The organism is Branchiibius hedensis (genome assembly GCF_900108585.1).
GTDB classification, from domain to species: Bacteria; Actinomycetota; Actinomycetes; order Actinomycetales; family Dermatophilaceae; genus Branchiibius; species Branchiibius hedensis.
The window spans coordinates 2,599,750-2,616,843 of record NZ_UESZ01000001.1; the positions used below are offsets into that span (position 1 = coordinate 2,599,750).

At 69.2% G+C, this 17,094-nt stretch carries 18 protein-coding genes; 9 read left to right on the forward strand and 9 right to left on the reverse strand.

Going from position 1 to position 17,094, the window contains the following annotated elements; all coding sequences use genetic code 11:
* Positions 1–5: 5 nt before the first annotated feature.
* From DR843_RS12540 to moaC, 4 genes are all read right to left on the reverse strand, one after another.
* Positions 6–959, reverse strand: coding sequence for a hypothetical protein (locus tag DR843_RS12540; RefSeq protein ID WP_109686297.1), 954 nt, complete (start codon positions 957–959; stop codon positions 6–8).
* A 78-nt stretch (positions 960–1,037) separates the two neighbouring features.
* The gene (locus DR843_RS12545; RefSeq protein ID WP_109686299.1) at positions 1,038–1,646 is read right to left on the reverse strand and encodes a GNAT family N-acetyltransferase; all 609 of its coding nucleotides are present in this window, start codon (positions 1,644–1,646) and stop codon (positions 1,038–1,040) included.
* Positions 1,639–2,115: a MogA/MoaB family molybdenum cofactor biosynthesis protein gene (locus DR843_RS12550; protein WP_109686300.1), complete on the reverse strand. Its 477-nt coding sequence runs from the start codon at positions 2,113–2,115 to the stop codon at positions 1,639–1,641. The genes DR843_RS12545 and DR843_RS12550 overlap by 8 nt, the downstream gene beginning before the upstream one ends.
* Entirely contained in the window at positions 2,108–2,539 is a 432-nt protein-coding gene (gene moaC / locus DR843_RS12555; RefSeq protein WP_109688921.1) for a cyclic pyranopterin monophosphate synthase MoaC, read from the reverse strand. The genes DR843_RS12550 and moaC overlap by 8 nt, the downstream gene beginning before the upstream one ends.
* 152 nt (positions 2,540–2,691) lie before the next feature.
* Between moaC and DR843_RS12560 the strand changes: the two genes are divergently transcribed.
* Positions 2,692–3,087, forward strand: a complete 396-nt coding sequence (locus DR843_RS12560) for a hypothetical protein (protein WP_146202570.1) — start codon at positions 2,692–2,694, stop codon at positions 3,085–3,087.
* A 1-nt stretch (position 3,088) separates the two neighbouring features.
* Here DR843_RS12560 and DR843_RS12565 read toward each other — a convergent pair whose 3' ends face one another.
* Positions 3,089–4,267 (reverse strand): molybdopterin molybdotransferase MoeA, encoded by a 1,179-nt coding sequence (locus tag DR843_RS12565; protein WP_109686303.1) that lies wholly within the window; start codon positions 4,265–4,267, stop codon positions 3,089–3,091.
* A 3-nt stretch (positions 4,268–4,270) separates the two neighbouring features.
* Positions 4,271–5,209, reverse strand: coding sequence for a UTP--glucose-1-phosphate uridylyltransferase GalU (galU, locus tag DR843_RS12570; protein ID WP_109686305.1), 939 nt, complete (start codon positions 5,207–5,209; stop codon positions 4,271–4,273).
* A gap of 34 nt (positions 5,210–5,243) precedes the next feature.
* On the opposite strand from galU, the gene DR843_RS12575 reads away from it, so the two are divergent.
* The 6 genes from DR843_RS12575 to DR843_RS12600 all read left to right on the forward strand — a co-directional run bounded on the left by DR843_RS12575 (position 5,244) and on the right by DR843_RS12600 (position 9,814).
* A complete protein-coding gene (locus DR843_RS12575; protein WP_170119860.1) occupies positions 5,244–5,807 on the forward strand; it encodes a 5-formyltetrahydrofolate cyclo-ligase in 564 nt (187 codons plus the stop codon).
* Between the two features lie 43 nt (positions 5,808–5,850).
* Complete coding sequence (locus DR843_RS12580; RefSeq protein ID WP_109686307.1) at positions 5,851–7,392, forward strand: potassium/proton antiporter; 1,542 nt, start codon at positions 5,851–5,853, stop codon at positions 7,390–7,392.
* A gap of 22 nt (positions 7,393–7,414) precedes the next feature.
* Positions 7,415–7,786 (forward strand): FmdB family zinc ribbon protein, encoded by a 372-nt coding sequence (locus tag DR843_RS12585; RefSeq protein ID WP_109686309.1) that lies wholly within the window; start codon positions 7,415–7,417, stop codon positions 7,784–7,786.
* A 17-nt stretch (positions 7,787–7,803) separates the two neighbouring features.
* A complete protein-coding gene (locus DR843_RS12590; protein ID WP_109686311.1) occupies positions 7,804–8,622 on the forward strand; it encodes an S-methyl-5'-thioadenosine phosphorylase in 819 nt (272 codons plus the stop codon).
* Entirely contained in the window at positions 8,619–9,260 is a 642-nt protein-coding gene (locus DR843_RS12595) for an SAF domain-containing protein (protein WP_170119861.1), read from the forward strand. The genes DR843_RS12590 and DR843_RS12595 overlap by 4 nt, the downstream gene beginning before the upstream one ends.
* Before the next feature lie 122 nt (positions 9,261–9,382).
* Complete coding sequence (locus tag DR843_RS12600) at positions 9,383–9,814, forward strand: MscL family protein (RefSeq protein ID WP_109686313.1); 432 nt, start codon at positions 9,383–9,385, stop codon at positions 9,812–9,814.
* A 5-nt stretch (positions 9,815–9,819) separates the two neighbouring features.
* Here DR843_RS12600 and DR843_RS12605 read toward each other — a convergent pair whose 3' ends face one another.
* Positions 9,820–10,041 carry a hypothetical protein gene (locus DR843_RS12605; RefSeq protein ID WP_109686315.1) on the reverse strand — a complete coding sequence of 74 codons (222 nt, stop codon included), beginning with the start codon at positions 10,039–10,041 and terminating at the stop codon, positions 9,820–9,822.
* Complete coding sequence (locus DR843_RS12610; RefSeq protein WP_109686317.1) at positions 10,038–13,643, reverse strand: hypothetical protein; 3,606 nt, start codon at positions 13,641–13,643, stop codon at positions 10,038–10,040. Before DR843_RS12610 ends, DR843_RS12605 begins: the two co-directional genes overlap by 4 nt.
* 201 nt (positions 13,644–13,844) lie before the next feature.
* On the opposite strand from DR843_RS12610, the gene DR843_RS12615 reads away from it, so the two are divergent.
* Positions 13,845–15,113, forward strand: coding sequence for an AI-2E family transporter (locus tag DR843_RS12615; protein WP_109686319.1), 1,269 nt, complete (start codon positions 13,845–13,847; stop codon positions 15,111–15,113).
* Here the strand turns inward: DR843_RS12615 and DR843_RS12620 are convergent.
* Positions 15,110–15,619, reverse strand: a complete 510-nt coding sequence (locus DR843_RS12620; RefSeq protein WP_109688927.1) for a gamma carbonic anhydrase family protein — start codon at positions 15,617–15,619, stop codon at positions 15,110–15,112. The genes DR843_RS12615 and DR843_RS12620 overlap by 4 nt on opposite strands.
* Before the next feature lie 143 nt (positions 15,620–15,762).
* Here DR843_RS12620 and DR843_RS12625 point away from each other — a divergent pair, with 143 nt between their 5' ends.
* Positions 15,763–17,043 (forward strand): lipase family protein, encoded by a 1,281-nt coding sequence (locus DR843_RS12625; RefSeq protein WP_109686321.1) that lies wholly within the window; start codon positions 15,763–15,765, stop codon positions 17,041–17,043.
* Positions 17,044–17,094: the final 51 nt, after the last annotated feature.

Here is a 17,094-nt window from a genome sequence, read left to right on the forward strand (position 1 = left end):
AGAGCTCAGCCCGCGCGGTAGACCGGACGCACGTCGTCGTCCTCCAGGTCCAACGCCAGCCCGTCGAACGGCAGGTCCTCGACCGGCATCTGCTCGTACGCCGGGGTGACCGCCGCGGGAGCCGGAGCGGGCCGCGGCGCCTCTTCCTTCATCGTGTACGTCGGTCGCGGGACCTGGACGGGCTCCCACGAGTTGTCGATGACGGGCTGAGCGACCTCGATGACGGAGGCCGCAACCACGGGAGCAACGTCGTACACCTCGTGCACGGGCGCGTAGACCGGCTCCACGGTGTTCACCGCGGCGGGTGCGACGGGTGCCTGCAACGGCTGCCGGCGAGCGCCCACCTGCGCCGAAGTCCGCACGGCCGGGCGCGGGGCCACGGGTCGGCGGACACCGGATGCCGCCTGCTTCTTCAACGCCGCCGAACGCAGCCAGGCGACCACACCGGCGGTCACGGCCAGCATCACGATCGGGGACCACCACGGCACCAGGCCGAACGGCGACAGCAACGTGGTGATCACCAGCAGCGCGAGCGAGACCAGCAGGCAAATGCCGCGCACCTTGCGACGGTCCAACCGGCCCAGCGACTTCATCAACCGGTTGCCGACCTGGACCGGCGCCTGCATGATCGACGACTTCTCCTGCACGGCAACCTCTTCCGTCGTAGTGACCGCGACGACAGAAGTCGCCGGGACGGATCCCGCACGCAACGAGATGCGCTCGGGTTTGACACTCACAGCAGGGATCGCGGGCCGCGCTTGCTCACCATCGAGGGTCATCGCGACCGCGCCGCTGTCGGCAATCACGCCCCGTCGATCGAGCACCCGCATGGCCTCGGAGAAGCGATCCACCGAGCGCGCCGTCGCGAGCGCCTCGCGGCGACGGATCCAGTGCTGCAACAGATAAGCAGCCCAGATCAGGATGATGACGACGAAGATCAAACTGCTGGGCGCGGGCACGCTCCGACGTTATGGTCTGCGGCCTTCGAAACCGCGGATTTGCCTGGTGTGTCGGGGATTCTGTGCCGATGATGTGTGTTAACCGACCGTTGCGCGCAGCCGTGCGACCACCGACACGCCCGCGGTCTCCTCTGCGGTGATCGCGAAGCTGCGATGGTCGTGCCACGCTCCGTTGATGTGCAGGTAGCGCTCGCGGATACCTTCGTCGCGTAACCCGAGTTTGGCTGCGACGCGGAGCGATCGGTCATTGTCGGGTCGGATGTTGACCTCGACCCGGTGCAGCCCGCAGGCGCCGAACGCATGGTCGATCAGCATCGCCAGGGCACACGGAGTGATCCCGCGGCCGGCGAACCGTTGGCTGATCCAATACCCCGCCGCCCCCGAGAGCAGTGCTCCCCGAGTGATCCCGAACAGATGCATCTGCCCGGCCAGGCGACCATCCACTTCGACGGCGAACGGCAGCATCCGCCCCCGCCGGGCCTCGAGATTCTGCTCGCGCACCAACTCACCGAAGCTGACGATCCGCGGACCGCGCGGGGAGGTCGAATCCCATGGCCGCGTCCACGCCGCGTTCGCCTCCCGCAGCGCCATGAACTCCCGCTTGTCCGCCCGAACCCGTAGCGGCCGCAACACAATCTGCGTGCCGTTCCAGTCCTGGGTCAGCCGCACCGGCCACGCCCTACCCATGGTCACCGCCCCCGATCTGCTGGACGGCGTGCGTCAGCACCGGCTCCAGCACCGCGATCGCATCCCGCACTCCCCCAGAGGAGCCGGGCAGGTTGATCACCAGCGTCGACCCTGCCAGCCCTGCGAGCCCGCGCGACAGCATCGCGGTGGGCACTCCGGCGGCGACCCCTGCTGCCCGCAGCGCCTCGGCGACGCCCGGCACCTCCCGGGTCAAGAGTGGCCGGGTCTGCTCTGGGGTCTGATCGGTGGGAGTCAATCCCGTTCCGCCCGTGGTGAGTACGACGTCAGCGCCCGCTGTGATCGCCGACCGCAGCGCCTCACCAACCGGCGGGCCATCAGGTACGACGACCGGGGCCGAACACGCAAAGCCCCACCCCCGCAGGGCGTCCACGAGAAGCGGACCGGACCGATCGGCGTACGTCCCGGCAGCGGCGCGGTTGGAACACGTGATCACCACCGCGTCAGGCATCTTCGGTCCAATCCCCTGAGCGGCCACCGGATTTGGCGACCACGCGCACGTCGGTGATGCGGGCATGTTTGTCGACTGCCTTGACCATGTCGATCAGCGCCAGCGCCGCGACGGTCACGCTGGTCAGCGCTTCCATCTCGATGCCGGTGCGATCCGCGGTCCGCACCGTGGCCTCGATCTGGACCCCGTCGTCGTGCACGGTCAGGTCGACGGCCACCGCGTGTACGGCGACCGGATGGGCCAGCGGGATCAGCGCAGGTGTCTGCTTCGCGGCTTGGATACCTGCGATCCTGGCCACCGCCAGCGCGTCACCTTTGGGCACGGTGCCGTCGCGCAGGGCGGCGATCGCAGCAGGCGATAGCAACACGACGCCACGGGCCGAGGCACTTCGGGCAGTCACCGGCTTGGCGGACACATCGACCATCGCGGCCGTGCCGTCTGCCCGCACATGGGTCAACCGGGGAGCCTCGTTGCTGGTCACCTATCTATTGTGCCGCGCATCACGGTGTGGGGTCGGCCGTACCCGCTGGCTGATGAACGCTACCCGCGATAGCGACCAACCCCTACGCTCTCGCCATGACCGCGACGAGGACCATGGCCGGCCCGGCCGCCGCCGGCAGCAGAATCCGGGTGGGCCTGGCCGTCGTGCTTGCTGTGCTGCTGGTGACGGCTGGGTTCATCGCTGGCCGCAATTGGCAGCAGGACCGCAGCACGCTCGGCGGCTGGCACACCGCGCGGGCCTCGGTAGGCGAACACGTGATGTCCGTTGACTACGACGGGTGGACCTACGGCGCATCCACGGCGGTTCCCTCGTGGATCGATGCGCAGGGCTCGTGGCACGACAGCAGTTGGCCGGACTGCCTGACCCCCGCGGGCGAAGGAGTGCCCGTGCGCTTCGAAGCCAGTGAGGTCGACGTCGACGGGACCACGAATCGACTGATCGTCGCGGTCGACTGTCGCGGCGAGGGCTGACTCAGCGGCCGGGGAACGGGATGACGGCGACCCAGTCCCCCACGGCAATGTCGGGCGACCCGGCGGGCACGATGGCCAGTCCGTCTGCCCCGGCAAGACCGCCGATCAGGTGCGAACCATGGCCACCGGCCGGTTCGACGCCGCCGTCGGGGGTGAAGCGGACCCGGGCGAACTGGGCGCGGTGATCCACCCGCCGCCACGGCGCCGCGGCCTGAGCACGGATCGTGCGCAGCGGTGCGGTGTCCCCGCTCATCGCGCGCAACGCCGGCACCACCAGCACCAAGAACGACACCACCACACTGACCGGATTGCCGGGCAGAGCGAAAACCGGTGTGCCGTCGAGGATCCCGAAGCCCTGCGGTTTGCCCGGTTGCATCGCCACCGAGTAGAAGTCCAGTTCACCGGAGTCCTGGAAAGCCAGCTTGAGCGGTTCGTAGGCGCCAGCGCTCACGCCGCCGGAGGTGATGATCACATCGGCGCGATCGGCGACGGACGTGAGCACCCGGCGTACCTCATCGGCGGTGTCCCCCACCCGGCCCACGAAGGTCACCTCATGACCGGCCGCCCGAGCGAGCGCCGCAATCGTCGGCCCGTTGGAATCCACCAACTGCCCTGGCAGCAGGTCGGATCCGGCCTCGCGCAACTCATCCCCGGTCGAGACCACGGCGACTCGAGCCGGTCGACGGACCGACAAAGAGTGAGCGCCGCAGGACACCAGAGCCGGCAACTGGGTGGGTGCGACCCGGGTGCCGGCGGTCAGCACGACGTCACCGGGTCGGACGTCAGAGCCAGCGGACCGCACCGCCGTACCCACCGCAACGGTCGTCGGGAACTGCACCGAACTACCTGACACGACAACGTTTTCGACCTGGACCACGGCGTCGACCCCGGCCGGCAGCGCGGCCCCGGTCATGATCCGGGCGCAGGTGCCGGCCGGCACCGTCAACGAGCGGGTGTCACCGGCGGGGATGTCCAGCGACACCGGCAGCGTCGCCGGCAGGTCGGCGGCACGTACGGCGTACCCGTCCATCGCCGAGTTGTCGAAGCCGGGCAGCAGCACGCGGGACGTCACGTCGGCAGCCAACGTCGAGCCGACCGCCTGCGCAGGCGGCACCTCAACGACAGGCAGCAGCGGCACCCGCTCGCACAGCAGCGTGCGGTATTCCTCCGGGGTCAGCACCCGTCAATGCCCCAGGTGCGCAGTCTTGCCCGACCGGCCGAGCGCCTCATCCGACTCGGCCCAGCTGTGCAGCCACGCCCGGAAGTCCGGCCCGATGTCGCGGTGGCGGACCGCCAACCGGACGACCGCCTTCAGGTAGTCCAGCCGGTCACCGGTGTCGTAACGCAGACCGCGGAAGATGACGCCGGTGACTCCGCCGCCCTTTGCGTCCGACCCGGCCAACTCCACGAGGGCGTCGGTCAGCTGAATCTCCCCGCCGCGGCCGGGTTTGGTGTGCTTGAGGATGTCGAAGACCGACGGGTCGAGCACGTACCGGCCGATGATCGCCAGGTTGCTCGGTGCCTCGCCGACGGCCGGCTTCTCCACCAGGGATTTCACGCGCACAACGTCACCGTCGAGGTCCTCGACCTCCGCGCAGCCGTAGAGGTGGATCTGGTCCTCGGGGACCTCCATCAACGCCACCACGGAGCCACCGAACTCGTGCCGCGCGGCGATCATGTCCAGCAGCAGGTGCTCGGTCTCGTCGATCAGGTCATCGCCCAGCAGCACCGCGAAGGGTTCGTTGCCGACGTGCGCCTCCGCGCACAGCACAGCGTGCCCGAGTCCGAGCGGCTCGCCTTGGCGGATGAAGTGCACGTTGCCGAGGTTCGCGGACTTCTGCACCCGCGCCATCCGCAGCTTGTCGCCCTTCTTCTCCAGCGCCTGTTCTAGCTCCCAGTGCCGGTCGAAATGGTCCTCCAGCGCCGCCTTGTTGCGACCGGTCACCATCAACACGTCGTCGATGCCGGAGCGGTTGGCTTCCTCCACGACGTACTGGATGGCCGGTTTGTCGACGACCGGCAGCATCTCCTTGGGGATCGCCTTGCTGGCCGGCAGGAACCGGGTGCCCAGCCCCGCAGCGGGGATGACTGCCTTGCGGACCGGGTCCTCGATCGAGATCATGCGCTCACCTTATGCGCTCAGCCACACTCATCAGGTGGACCAGTCAGAAGCTGCGGCGAAGGTCGCATTGCGCCGTGAGCTGCGCCGAGCCCGACGTGAGCGGGTCACCGCCGCCGACCAGGAGAGTCGCCGCGACCTGGGCCGCCGCCTGTCGGCGCACCTGATGGGAATGGTGTCTGATTCCCGTACGATGACCGTGGCGGTTTTCGAGTCCCTCCCGACCGAGCCGCCCACCGAGGAGATCATCGCGGCGCTGCGAGTCGCCGGGCATCGGGTCATTGCCCCGATCCTGTTGGCGGACAAGGACCTGTCCTGGCGCGACCTGTCCAGCGGCCAGGACCTGGGCGTCGAGGGGATCGCCGACGCCACGGTCATCGTGCTGCCGGCACTTGCCGTCGATGTGCGCGGCCGCCGCCTCGGCCAGGGTGGCGGTTCCTACGACCGGGCGCTGCTGCGAGCCGACCCCGAAGCGGTCCGGCTGGCAGTGGTGTTCGAGCAGGAGGTGCTGGACGCCGTACCTGCGGATGATCACGACCAACCGGTCGACGCGGTCTTGACCGCGGACCGGGGTGTGCGGCGCCTTCCCCTCGGCGACTGAGAGAATCAGCGCACCGACCCCAACGCACGAGGAGGCCTGCCGCATGCTGCCCTCCTCTCTGAGCGCCATCACGTCGTTCACGCCGGATGATCTGACCCGCACGTTGGTGATCGGTTCCCTGGTGCTGCTGGTCTCCGTAGCCGCGGTCCGACTGGCCAACAAGTCCGGCCTCCCGACGCTGCTGCTCTACCTGGGAATCGGTCTGGTGCTGGGTGAAGCCGGGCTCGGCATCCAGTTCAGCGACCCGCGGTTGACGCAGGTTTTCGGGTATTCCGCCCTGGCGCTGATCCTGGCCGAGGGTGGCCTCACGACCAGTTGGAGCTCGATCCGGCGCAGTGTCGCGCCCGCAGCGGTGCTCTCGACGGTCGGCGTCCTGGTCTCGATCGCCGTCGTCGGTGTCGCTGCGCACTATCTGCTGAACCTGAACTGGCAGGTGGCCTTCCTGCTGGGTGCCATCACCAGTTCCACCGATGCCGCGGCGGTCTTCTCCGTGCTGCGCCGGGTGCCGTTGCCGCACCGTCTGACCGGAGTCCTCGAAGCGGAGTCCGGGTTCAACGACGCCCCGGTCGTGCTGATCGTCGTCGCTCTCGCCGAGGGCGCGGCGCACCGCAACGAGAGCCCCTGGTGGGTCGTGGTCATCGAGGCGACCCTGGAGTTGGTCGGGGGCGCCGCCATCGGTCTGGCGATCGGCTGGGCCGGCTCCTGGATCGGCCACCGGGTCACCGCGACCTCCTCGGCGCTGTTCTCCCTGGCCGTGCTGAGTCTGACCGTCCTGGCGTACGGCGTGGCCGACCTGGCGCACACCAGCGGCTTCATCGCGGCGTACCTGTGTGCCCTGGTCATCGGTAACCAACGGCTGCCGCACCGGCAGGCGACCCGCAGCTTCGCGCAGGCCCTGGGCTGGTTGGCCCAGATCGGGTTGTTCGTGATGCTCGGTCTGCTGGCTTCGCCGAAACGGCTGATGGATCAGTTGGTTCCCGCGATCGTCATCGGCGTGGTGCTGCTCCTGCTGGCCCGGCCGCTGTCGGTGCTGGTCAGTCTGGCGCCGTTCCGCTTCACACCGCGGGAGATGGCCTTCCTCTCCTGGGCCGGCCTCCGCGGCGCGGTCCCCGTCGTGCTGGCCACCGTCCCGTTGACCGTCGGCACCCCGAACACCGGCTGGATCTTCGACCTCGTCTTCGTCCTGGTGGTGGTCTTCACCATCGTGCAAGCACCCACGCTGCCCTGGTTGGCACGCAAACTGCGGATCGCGACCGCCGCGCACACGGTCACCGTTGAGGTCGAATCCACTCCCCTGGATGAGCTCCACGCCGACCTGTTGCAGGTGCGCGTCGGTCCGGATTCGAAGCTGAACGGTGTCGAGATCCATGAGTTGCGGCTGCCCGCCGGAGCCGCTGTGACGCTGGTGGTGCGGGACGGCACCAGCGCCGTACCCGCGCCCAACACCGTGCTGCGGCACGGTGATGAACTGCTGGTGGTCACCACCGCCGACGCGCGGACCGCCACGCTGCGGCGGATCCAGGCGGTCAGCGCCGATGGCCGCCTGGCGGGCTGGCGCAAGGCCCCTCGCAACCGAGCACCCTGAAACTATTCGTAGAATTGCGCCCATGCCCACTTACTCGTACGCGTGCAAAGACTGCGGGCACGCCTTCGACATCGTGCAGTCCTTCAGCGACGACGCGCTGACCGTCTGCCCCGAGTGCGGCGGCACACTGCGCAAACAGTTCAACGCGGTCGGCGTCGTCTTCAAGGGGTCCGGCTTCTACCGCACCGACAGCCGCGACTCGGCCAAGAAGGCTGGCAGTTCCGCGGACACGAAGTCCGACGCCAAGTCGGCGGACAGCAAGTCCACCTCCACGGAGAGCAGTTCGTCGAAGTCCTCCGACAGCGGCGCCTCCAGTTCCAGTAGTTCGTCGTCGAGTAGTTCATCGTCGAGCAGTTCGTCATCCACAACCTCTTCGGCGGCGGGCAGCAAGTAGCCCCTAGATTCGGGGTCATGAGCAGCGAATCCCTTGTCGGCATCATCGGCGGCTCCGGGCTGTACTCCTTCTTCGCCGACGACGCCCCGCGCCGCACCGTCGACACCCCGTTCGGTGCGCCCAGCGACGACATCGTCCTCGGCGAGATCGGCGGCCGCCAGGTCGCCTTCCTGCCCCGGCACGGCCGCGGGCACAGGTATCCGCCGCACCGGATCAACTACCGCGCCAACCTGTGGGCGTTGCGCAGCCTGGGCGTGCGCCAAGTGCTGGCGCCCAGCGCGGTGGGTTCCCTGCAGCGGCAGCTGGGTCCGGGCACCTTCGTGGTGCCCGACCAGGTCGTCGACCGCACCTGGGGTCGGGCGCACACGGTGTACGACGACCCGGGCCCGGTCGTGCACGTCGCCTTCGCCGACCCCTACTGCCCGCTCGGCCGCACCGCGCTCCTCCAGGGTGCCGAGGGCGTGCCGAACCCGTGCGTCGACGGCGGCACGCTCGTGGTGATCAACGGCCCGCGATTCTCCAGCCGGGCCGAGTCCCGCTGGCATCAGCAGGCCGGGTGGAGCGTCGTCGGGATGACCGGGATGCCGGAAGCCTCGATCGCCCGTGAGTTGGCGTTGTGCTACTCGGCGATCTGTCTGGTCACCGATCTGGATGCCGGCCTCGAGCAGGACCAGGGGGTCACCCACCAGGAGGTGATGGCCGCCTTCGAACGCAATCTGGAGCAGGTGCGCGCCATCATCTCGGCGGCCGTTCCCGCGTTGCCGACCACCGAGTCGCCGTCCTGCTCCTGCCGCCAGGCCCTCGACGGTTTGACGCTGCCCTTCGACCTGCCGTGAAACCTCCCGTTCAGCGGCTGCTCCCGGACTCCTGGCAGGGCGGCAGCGTCGCAGCCACGGCCCGGCGGCACCGCGCCCGCAAGGTGCTCGCGGCGGTGCTGGTCGCGGTCGCTGCCCTTGCCGCGGTCCACCGCGTCACCTCGGCGGGGGCGACCCGGACCGTGGTCGTGGCGGCGCACGATCTGAGCGCAGGGCAACGCCTGGCCGGCGCGGACCTACGATCCGTGGCCTGGCCGGTCAGTGCCGCACTGCCCGACCCGCTGACCATGACTCAAGCGGTGGGCGCGGTGGTCGATGCCCCGATGCGCGCGGGCGAGCCGGTGACCGCGGCCCGTATCCGGGACGCCCGGTCCTGGGCCGGTTCGAGCAGCCGCGTCGTGTTGAGTGTGCCGGTCGAGCCCGCTCTGGCTGCCGTGCTGCAGCGAGGCGACCGGGTCGATGTCTACGCCGGGGCGCGCCTGGTCGCCGCCACCACCACGGTCGTGCAGACATCTGCTGCCGCGGCGTCCTCGTGGACCGAGTCGGAAGACCCCCGAGTTCTGTTGTCGGTGAGTGCATCCGACGCAGCGGCGGTCGCTGCCGGTGGCGAGGATTCGGGCAGCGGGCGGCTGACCCTTGCCTTGCATCCGGCCGCCTAGCGCACGACTGGCGCTATCTCATGTGTCCCGGGCCACACCATCCGTGGGGTGAGGAAGTCGAGCCGCTGCCGCATTCTCGATAGATTCGGTCAGGACCGATTCCCCCCGATCAAGGAGACTTCATGCTGAAGGGCTTCAAGGACTTCCTCTTCCGCGGCAACCTCATCGAGTTGGCCACCGCCTTCGTCATCGGCGCAGCGTTCACCACGCTGGTCAACACCTTCACCAGCGCCATCATCGAGCCGGTGCTGAACGCCTTCGGTGGCAAGAACGCCTCTCAGGGCCTGGGCTTCCGCATCATCTCGGACAACCCGTCGACGTTCATCAACATCAGCACCATCATCAACGCCTTGATCGTGTTCGTGCTGACGGCCGCGGTGCTGTACTTCCTGTTCATCGTGCCCTACGAGCGCTCCAAGCACCTGATCGGCATCGAAGAGCCGGAGAACGAGGAGACCGACAAGGACATCCTCGCCGACATCCGGGGGCTGCTGCGCGAAGCACGCGACGACCGCCCCGAGACTCGCCCCGTCGCCGACCCCTCGGACGGCTGAATCAGCTAGTCCCAGTGCGGTGGTCGCTGCTCCAGCAACCACCGATCCGCAGCGCTGAGCGGCGGCTCGGCAGACTTCTTGGTCTGCTGGGCCGCCGCTTTCGCGTCCTCGACCGCGGGTTCGCGCTGATCGGTGTCGTCGTCACCAGCGACGACAGGCACCTCGCGCTGCGGGTCACCGCCGGTCGCGGGCCGGACCGCTCGACGATGCCGCCGTGGCGACGTCACAACGACCTCAACACCTGCGCGAGCCGGTCAGCCTCACCCGCGAGGTCCTGCTGGAGGTCCTGGGCGTAGACGGTCTCGGTGTGCCATCCCCGGATCGCGAGTTGATCCGGACGCAGCCGCAGCCGGAACCGCAACGGTTCGCCGTGATCGCTGTCGTCAGATTCCACCGCCAGCAGCAGCTTCACGTCCGCCCCACCCACGGCGAGTTCGACCGGCCGCCCGGACACGCCGTACGACGGGATAGCCGTCAACCCGCGCGAGCGCAACTGCGCCGCCAAAGCATCGATCAGGACCGGCACGTCGTTGCTGGCCACGACGGGCAGCACGGGGGTGTCCAGGACGCTACCGGTGGACGCGGTCCGCCGCCGTCGCCGAGGGGTACTCTGCTCCAGCGACTGCACCTGCAACGACTGCGGATCGCCACCCGCGGCGCAATAACGCAGATAGTCGCGCAGCGTCCGTGACCCGGTGGTGCGCAGTCGGTCCTCGGGAAACGTCTGCGGGTCAAGGGTGCTCAGGACCTGCACGCGGCGCCGGGCCCGGCTCACCGCGCTCCAGAAGCGCACCATGGCCCCTTCGGCGCCCATCGCTTGCAGCAGCGCCGCGCCGCCACGCTCGTCGGCCAGGACCACGATCGCGGTGTCGGCGGTGACTGCGCGGGTGGTCACGACATCGCCGATCACCAGGGTGCGCTCGGCGCCACCCAACCGGCGTCGGATGTCCGGATCGTCCACCCGGCGCACCAGGTCGGTCTGGATCCGCTGCGCCAGATCCGCGGTCCACGTCACGACCAGGAGGGTGCCGTCGGGGTCGGCGCTCGCCGCTTCCCGGATGGCGGACAGGGCCGCCGACACGATGCGATCCTCATGCACCGTCGTCATGCCGATCGGGGTGCTGGCCCCCGCCGCCGGGAACCCGGTGACCTCGCCGCCATAGCGGCGCACCGCCGCGAAGGCGCTCAGCCGCTCATCGAGGCTGCGGTAGTCGTGGGCGAGCGCCAGCTGCGGGGCCAGCGGTTCGAGGGCCTGGAACACCGACGGCGCGGGCGGGGACTGCAGTGCACGCGGCAGGACAACCTCCTGGGTGCGATCGCCGAAGACCACAACCTGTCCCGCCCGGGTGATCGCCGGCAACGCCTCCGGCAGCGGCACCTGTCCACCGTCGTCGAAAATCACGACGTCAAACCACAGCCCGGTGGCGAGGGTCGCGGCCACCGCAAGCGGGCTGACCAGCCAGGCCGGCCGCAGCGCGGTCAACAGTTCGGGCGCCTGGGTCAACAGGGCCCCCGGATGCAGGACCCGGCTACGCAGCGTGACGACCTGGTCGGGCAGATCGACGCGCACCCGCTCCACCTGGCGGCGCACCCGCTCGCGCACCGCCGCGGCGCCTGCCCGCACGTGGGCAGCGTCGTCGGCGCGGAAGTCCTGCTCGGTCGCCCGCGCCGCCTCCGGATCGTGGGCTGCGAGCACCGGATCGGTGCGCTGGGAGTGCCCCAACACCGAGCTCCACCACACCCATCGCACCTGCCACGCGGCCTCTTCGGGGCTGGCATCACGTGCGGCCAGATCATCCAGCAGGTCACCAAACCCGTTGGCCCGCAGCAGATCCAGCGTGCCAATCACTTCCGGCACAATCGCCAACCGGTCGTCGGCGTCGCGCAACCGCTCGGTCAGCACCTGGATCTCATCGAAGTCGGTGTCCACCAGGCTGCGAGCTGATGCACTACCGGCCAGGCGCGCCTCGAGCCACTCCAGCCGACCGCGCAGCGACTCCACCTGGGTGGCGACCTGCGGGGTGCGCAGCGGTGCCGTCGGAACGCTGCCTTTACCCGCGAGCGCCTGCCACCGGGTGCGCTGCTTCAACGCCCGCTGCAGCACCCCGTGCAGGCTGTGCGCGCTGGCGCCGGGCCGCAGCAACCGCTTGGCCTGGCTGCGCAGCCGGCGCCGCTCGAACATGCCCAGATCCGTCGGGGCGTCCGCGCCCTCGGCGGTGCCAGCGACCATCTCCGGCAGGCCCGCCCCGAAGACCTCCGGGGTGAAGACTTCCAACGTCTGGAAGACCCCGGCCATCAGATCCAGTTGGTCCTGGGCCTCGCGCAAGGAGCGCGGGCGGGCGAGTCCGACCTCGTCGGACAGTGCGGTGATCGTCGCGCGTTCGGCGTCCAGGCCGCCGTCGGCCAGGTCCGCGACGAGTTGTGCCGTGCGTTGGCGATGATCGGCGCCCACGACCCGGGCACCGAACCACGGATCGTTCGTCGATCCCCCCGACCACGCCCCGGCCTCGACCGCCGCCTGCAGCGCATCGGACAGCGTGTAGAGGCGCTCGACGCTCACCGCGACCAAGTCGTCGATCACCAGCCGGCGGTCGCTGCCGACGTACTCCTGCCCGCTCATGTCGGCCAGCGCCCGTCGGCACTGCGCGGGGCTGACTCCCCACGGTGCGCGCAGGTCGTGCTCGGCCGCCCAGCGCTGCTCGAGGGTGGCGACCACACCGGCCAGGTCAGCCGGTTCAGCAACGGCTGGCTCGCTGGCGGCGGCAGCCAGGTCCGCCAACTGCCCCCGCAACCGGTCGGTGAGAGCGGCCGCCGTCTGCGAACGTACGTCGAGCAGCAGGTCCCCGAGCCCGGCCTGTCCCAGCCGGTCCAGCACGGCGTCGCCGTCCGACCACGCCTGGGTGACCACCAGTGCGCGGCGGCCGTCCATGGCCAACCCGGCCACCAGGCCGGCGATCGTCTGACTGGTGCCACAACCGGATGGGGCATGCACGGTGAGCTGCGCACCGGCCCGGACTGCGGCGATGACCTGTTGCTGCTCCGCGTCCAGATCCAGCGGCGCGAACTCGTCTTGCACCGCAACCGGCTGCGGTGGTGGTGGCTCGGCACCGACCTGCTGGGCGGCTTCGTGGTCACCGGCGAGGGCGGCGACCACGTCGTGGGTGCCGATCCAGGCTCGCTGGCTGGTCAGGTCGCGGGCGTTGGCCGCCTTGACGTAGCTGAAGGAATCGATCACCCGGGATCGCTCGATCCGAAACCCGGGCAACGTGGCCGCTCGCTCAACGATGTCGAAGGCGTGACTGAGGTCGAAGACATCGCCGGAGCGGGATGCGCGCAGCACCTCGCCGTCGTCGACTTCAATGCCCTGGGCGCGCAGGTAGGACGTGAGCGCGGGATTGACCTCGAGGTCGCCGACCAGTTGCAGGGTGATCCGGCCACCGTGATCGCGGGCGATGTCGGCACGCCACAGGATGACCGGCGCGCGAGGGGTGCTACCCGGTTGCTGCCAGGTCGCCGTACCCATTGCCAGGTAGCAGGTCAGCAGACCCACCTGCTCCCGCAGGACGTCGACCCGTCGGTGCAGGGCCTCGGCCCGCACGGTCAGGCTGGCCAGCGCACTCGGCTCCCGGACCAGCTCCGGTAGGCCGACCACAGCACCGGACAGCAGCCGTGCCAGACCGCCGGGGTGGGCCCTGGCCAGATCGACCTCGGTGGGTTCGCCGGTGCTCGCCCACAGCAGGTTGTTGGGCCCGCCGAGCCCGATCAGGTGTCGCGACCAGTCCTGGACCGCTGCGTCCGCGAGGGCGTTTCGGTCGGGTCGATCGCTCACTGCGCCAGGCTATCCCGCCGGGCGCAGGACGCCACGCGCGTGCTCCTGGCACAGGTGGAGGCTGACGGATCGTTACCCTTGAGCACGCTGGCAGCGCCGGACCGCATCAACCCCGGTGCGACGCCGTAACGTGGCGTTGCTCACACCGCGCTCGTTGCCGGTGTTCCTTTCTCGTCGATCCGGTTCAGACAGGAGACGTCCATGCGGCTGCCTTCGAAGGGCGTGCGCTCGGTAGCACCCTCCGAGCCGGACCCTGACCCGTTGGCGGATCAGGACGAGATCCCGGATCCGGCGGTGGCGGTCGAGCGCACCCCGAACGAGGGCGTCGATCGGGCCCAGATCATCGGCGACGGCGTGCGATGGCTGGCCAGCTGGGGCCTACGGCTGATCGTGATCCTGGTCGCCACGTGGATGCTGCTGCAGGTCATCGGCCGCTTCTGGAGCGCTGTCCTGCCGGTGCTGCTGGCCTTGATCGCGTCCACGTTGCTGTGGCCACCGACCCGTTGGCTGCGCAAGCACGGCTTCTCGGTGACCTGGTCGGCGGTGACCGCGCTGGTCGGTGGCCTGGCGTTGATCATCGGCATCTTCGCGGCGCTGGCTCCCTCCGTGGTCGACCAAGCGCCGGAGCTCAGCGAGAACGCCATCAAGGGGGTCAACCAGATCCGCAACTGGCTGCAGGGACCGCCGTTCAACGTGCGACCTGATCAGATCGACGACGCGGTGAAGGCCATCACCGACCGTTTGCAGTCCAGCGGCGAACAGATCGCCAGCGGTGTTTTCACCGGGGTCGCAACCGCCGGCTCGGTGCTGGTGACGTTGGTCGTCGCGCTGATCCTGACCTTCTTCTTCATCAAGGACGGCTACCGATTCCTGCCCTGGGCGCGACAGACCTTCGGTCGCGGAGCGGGCGCTCACTTCACCGAGGTGCTGACCAGGGTCTACGGCACGCTGGGTGGTTTCATCCGCACCCAGGCGATCGTCAGCGCCGTCGACTCGACCTGCATCGGTATCGGGTTGCTGCTGCTGGGCATCCCGCTGGTCGGTCCGTTGGTCGTGCTGACCTTCTTCGGTGGCTTCATCCCGATCGTCGGTGCGTTCGTCGCCGGCACGTTGGCCGTGCTGGTCGCGCTGGTCACCAAGGGTCTGACGGCGGCGATCATCGCGTTGGTGCTGATCATCGCGGTGCAGCAACTCGAAGGACACATCCTCCAACCGCTGCTGCAGTCGCGTTCCATGCACCTGCACCCGGCGATCGTGCTGCTGGCGATCGCGGCCGGCGGTGACACCTTCGGGATCATCGGCGCATTCCTGGCCGTTCCGCTGGCCGCGAGCGCCGCTGTTGTCTGGCGTTACCTCAGCGAACAGATCGACCTGCGCACCGGGGATGCGGCGCCGGAGGACCTCACTCCGTTGACCCCGGAAGGCAAGTTGGCCCAGGAAGCCGCCGTTCGGCGTACGTCGAAGGCTTAACCGGTCACCGCGTGCTTGCGGGTCAGCTCGCGGTAAACCTCGGCGTTCAGCAGGACGCCCGCCTTCTCCTCTTCGGTGAGTTCACGGCGCACCTTGCCCGGCACGCCGGCGACCAGGGACCCGGGCGGTACGACGATCCCCTGGGTGACCAGGGCGCCCGCGGCGACCATGCTGCCGCGGCCGATAACGGCTCCGTTGAGGACGGTCGCGCCCATCCCGATCAGTACGTCGTCCTCGATGGTGCAGCCGTGCAGGGTCGCGTTGTGTCCGACGCTCACGTTGCGACCGACGGTGAGTGCGTGACCCGGGTCGACGTGCAGGGCGCAGTTGTCCTGGATGTTGCTGCCCTCGCCGATCTCGATGTGGTCCATGTCGGCACGCAGCACCGCCGCGTAGAAGACACCGACACCTGCGCGCAGGGTGACGTTGCCGACGACGGTCGCATTGCTCGCAACCCAGGCGGTGTCGTCGATGGTGGGCTCGTGGCCGTCGAAGGTGAGGATCATGCGGTCATTCTCGCCGGTGCCCGTCACCGCCGGGAGACTCGACCCACCCCGCCCACACATCTCACTGCCTTCTCTTCCTGTGAGCCGGGTCACATCATCGGTACGCTACTTACGCCACCGTAACTACCGAGAGAACCGGCTCAATGTTGCGCACTGTCTCCACCGCTGCTGTTGCGGCGACCCTGGCCGCGGGTGGCTTGACCGCCCTTGCCCCGAGTGCCTCCGCGGCCTCGTTCTACGACCCGCCGGCGGCGGTGCCCGCGACTCCCGGGACCGTCATCTACGCCCAACCGGTGTCGACGAGCTACGCGGCCAAGGCCACCAAGATCATGTACTCCTCGATCGACTCCAGCGGGCAGCCGGTCGCCGTGACCGGGCTCTACTTGCAGCCGACGGCTGCTTGGAAGGGGTCCGGCTCGCGGCCGCTGGTGTCATACGCCTTCGGCACGATCGGGCAGGGCGACCAGTGCGCTCCCTCGAAGCTGCTGCAGAACCCGATCAGCATCTCCGGCAACGGCTCCGGTGGCATCACGACCGCATTGGGGTATGACGCGATTTTCGTGGGCGACCTTCTGAACCGGGGCTATTCGGTGGTCGTCACCGATTACGTCGGGCTGGGCACGACCGACCGGGTGCACACCTACATGAACCGTCTGGACCAGGGGCACGCGGTGCTGGATGCGGTCCGGGCAGCGCGCAACCTGTCCGGCACCGACATCACCGCCTCGTCGCGGGTGGCCACCTGGGGCTACAGCCAGGGCGGGGGCGCGACCGGTTCCGCTGCCGAGTTGCAGCCGAGCTACGCACCGGACGTGCAACTAGCCGGGTCCTTCGTGGGCGCTCCCCCGGCTGACCTGAATGTCGTCATCAAGGGCATCGAGGGCAACGCGATCGCCGGCGTGCTCGGCTACGCGATCAACGGACTCGCGCAGTCCTATCCGGCGTTGCAGCCGATCCTCGATGCGAACACCAAGGACGCGGGCAAGGCAGCGCTGAAATCGCTGTCGACACAGTGCATTGCGGACACCGTGTTGTCCTACGGCGGTGCGACCAGCACCAAGTGGATCACGGGCGGACGGTCGCTCAGTGACGTGATCGCGGCGAATCCCGTGGCGCAGCAGATTGTCAGCGACCAGCGCATCGGCCGCCTGAAGCCGACCTCGCCGGTGCTGCTGACCACCGACCTGGCGGACCAGACGGTGCCACACAGCCAGGTGCGGCAGCTGGCCGTCGATTGGTGCGCGAAGGGCGCTCGGGTCAACTACACGACGTACGGGCTGAACATCCAGGACGGCGACAAGCTGGCCGTGCACCACCTCGGGGGCATGGTGGAGAGCTGGCAGCCGGCCCTCAACTGGGTGTCCGCGCGGCTGGCGGGGGTGCCGGAGTACGGCAACTGCCTGTTCCTGCCGCTGTTGAAGTAGCAGGTACGTCGAGTGGCCGCGCCCCAGCCGGGGTGCGGCCACTTGCGTTGT

What these genes read in the sequence shown, in the direction of transcription:
- DR843_RS12545 (WP_109686299.1), bottom strand. Translation starts at nt 1,646, where the DNA reads ATGGGTAGGGCGTGGCCGGTGCGGCTGACCCAGGACTGGAACGGCACG.
- DR843_RS12550 (WP_109686300.1), bottom strand. Translation starts at nt 2,115, where the DNA reads ATGCCTGACGCGGTGGTGATCACGTGTTCCAACCGCGCCGCTGCCGGG.
- moaC (WP_109688921.1), bottom strand. Translation starts at nt 2,539, where the DNA reads ATGGTCGATGTGTCCGCCAAGCCGGTGACTGCCCGAAGTGCCTCGGCC.
- DR843_RS12560 (WP_146202570.1), top strand. Translation starts at nt 2,692, where the DNA reads ATGACCGCGACGAGGACCATGGCCGGCCCGGCCGCCGCCGGCAGCAGA.
- galU (WP_109686305.1), bottom strand. Translation starts at nt 5,209, where the DNA reads ATGATCTCGATCGAGGACCCGGTCCGCAAGGCAGTCATCCCCGCTGCG.
- DR843_RS12580 (WP_109686307.1), top strand. Translation starts at nt 5,851, where the DNA reads ATGCTGCCCTCCTCTCTGAGCGCCATCACGTCGTTCACGCCGGATGAT.
- DR843_RS12585 (WP_109686309.1), top strand. Translation starts at nt 7,415, where the DNA reads ATGCCCACTTACTCGTACGCGTGCAAAGACTGCGGGCACGCCTTCGAC.
- DR843_RS12590 (WP_109686311.1), top strand. Translation starts at nt 7,804, where the DNA reads ATGAGCAGCGAATCCCTTGTCGGCATCATCGGCGGCTCCGGGCTGTAC.
- DR843_RS12600 (WP_109686313.1), top strand. Translation starts at nt 9,383, where the DNA reads ATGCTGAAGGGCTTCAAGGACTTCCTCTTCCGCGGCAACCTCATCGAG.
- DR843_RS12615 (WP_109686319.1), top strand. Translation starts at nt 13,845, where the DNA reads ATGCGGCTGCCTTCGAAGGGCGTGCGCTCGGTAGCACCCTCCGAGCCG.
- DR843_RS12620 (WP_109688927.1), bottom strand. Translation starts at nt 15,619, where the DNA reads ATGATCCTCACCTTCGACGGCCACGAGCCCACCATCGACGACACCGCC.
- DR843_RS12625 (WP_109686321.1), top strand. Translation starts at nt 15,763, where the DNA reads ATGTTGCGCACTGTCTCCACCGCTGCTGTTGCGGCGACCCTGGCCGCG.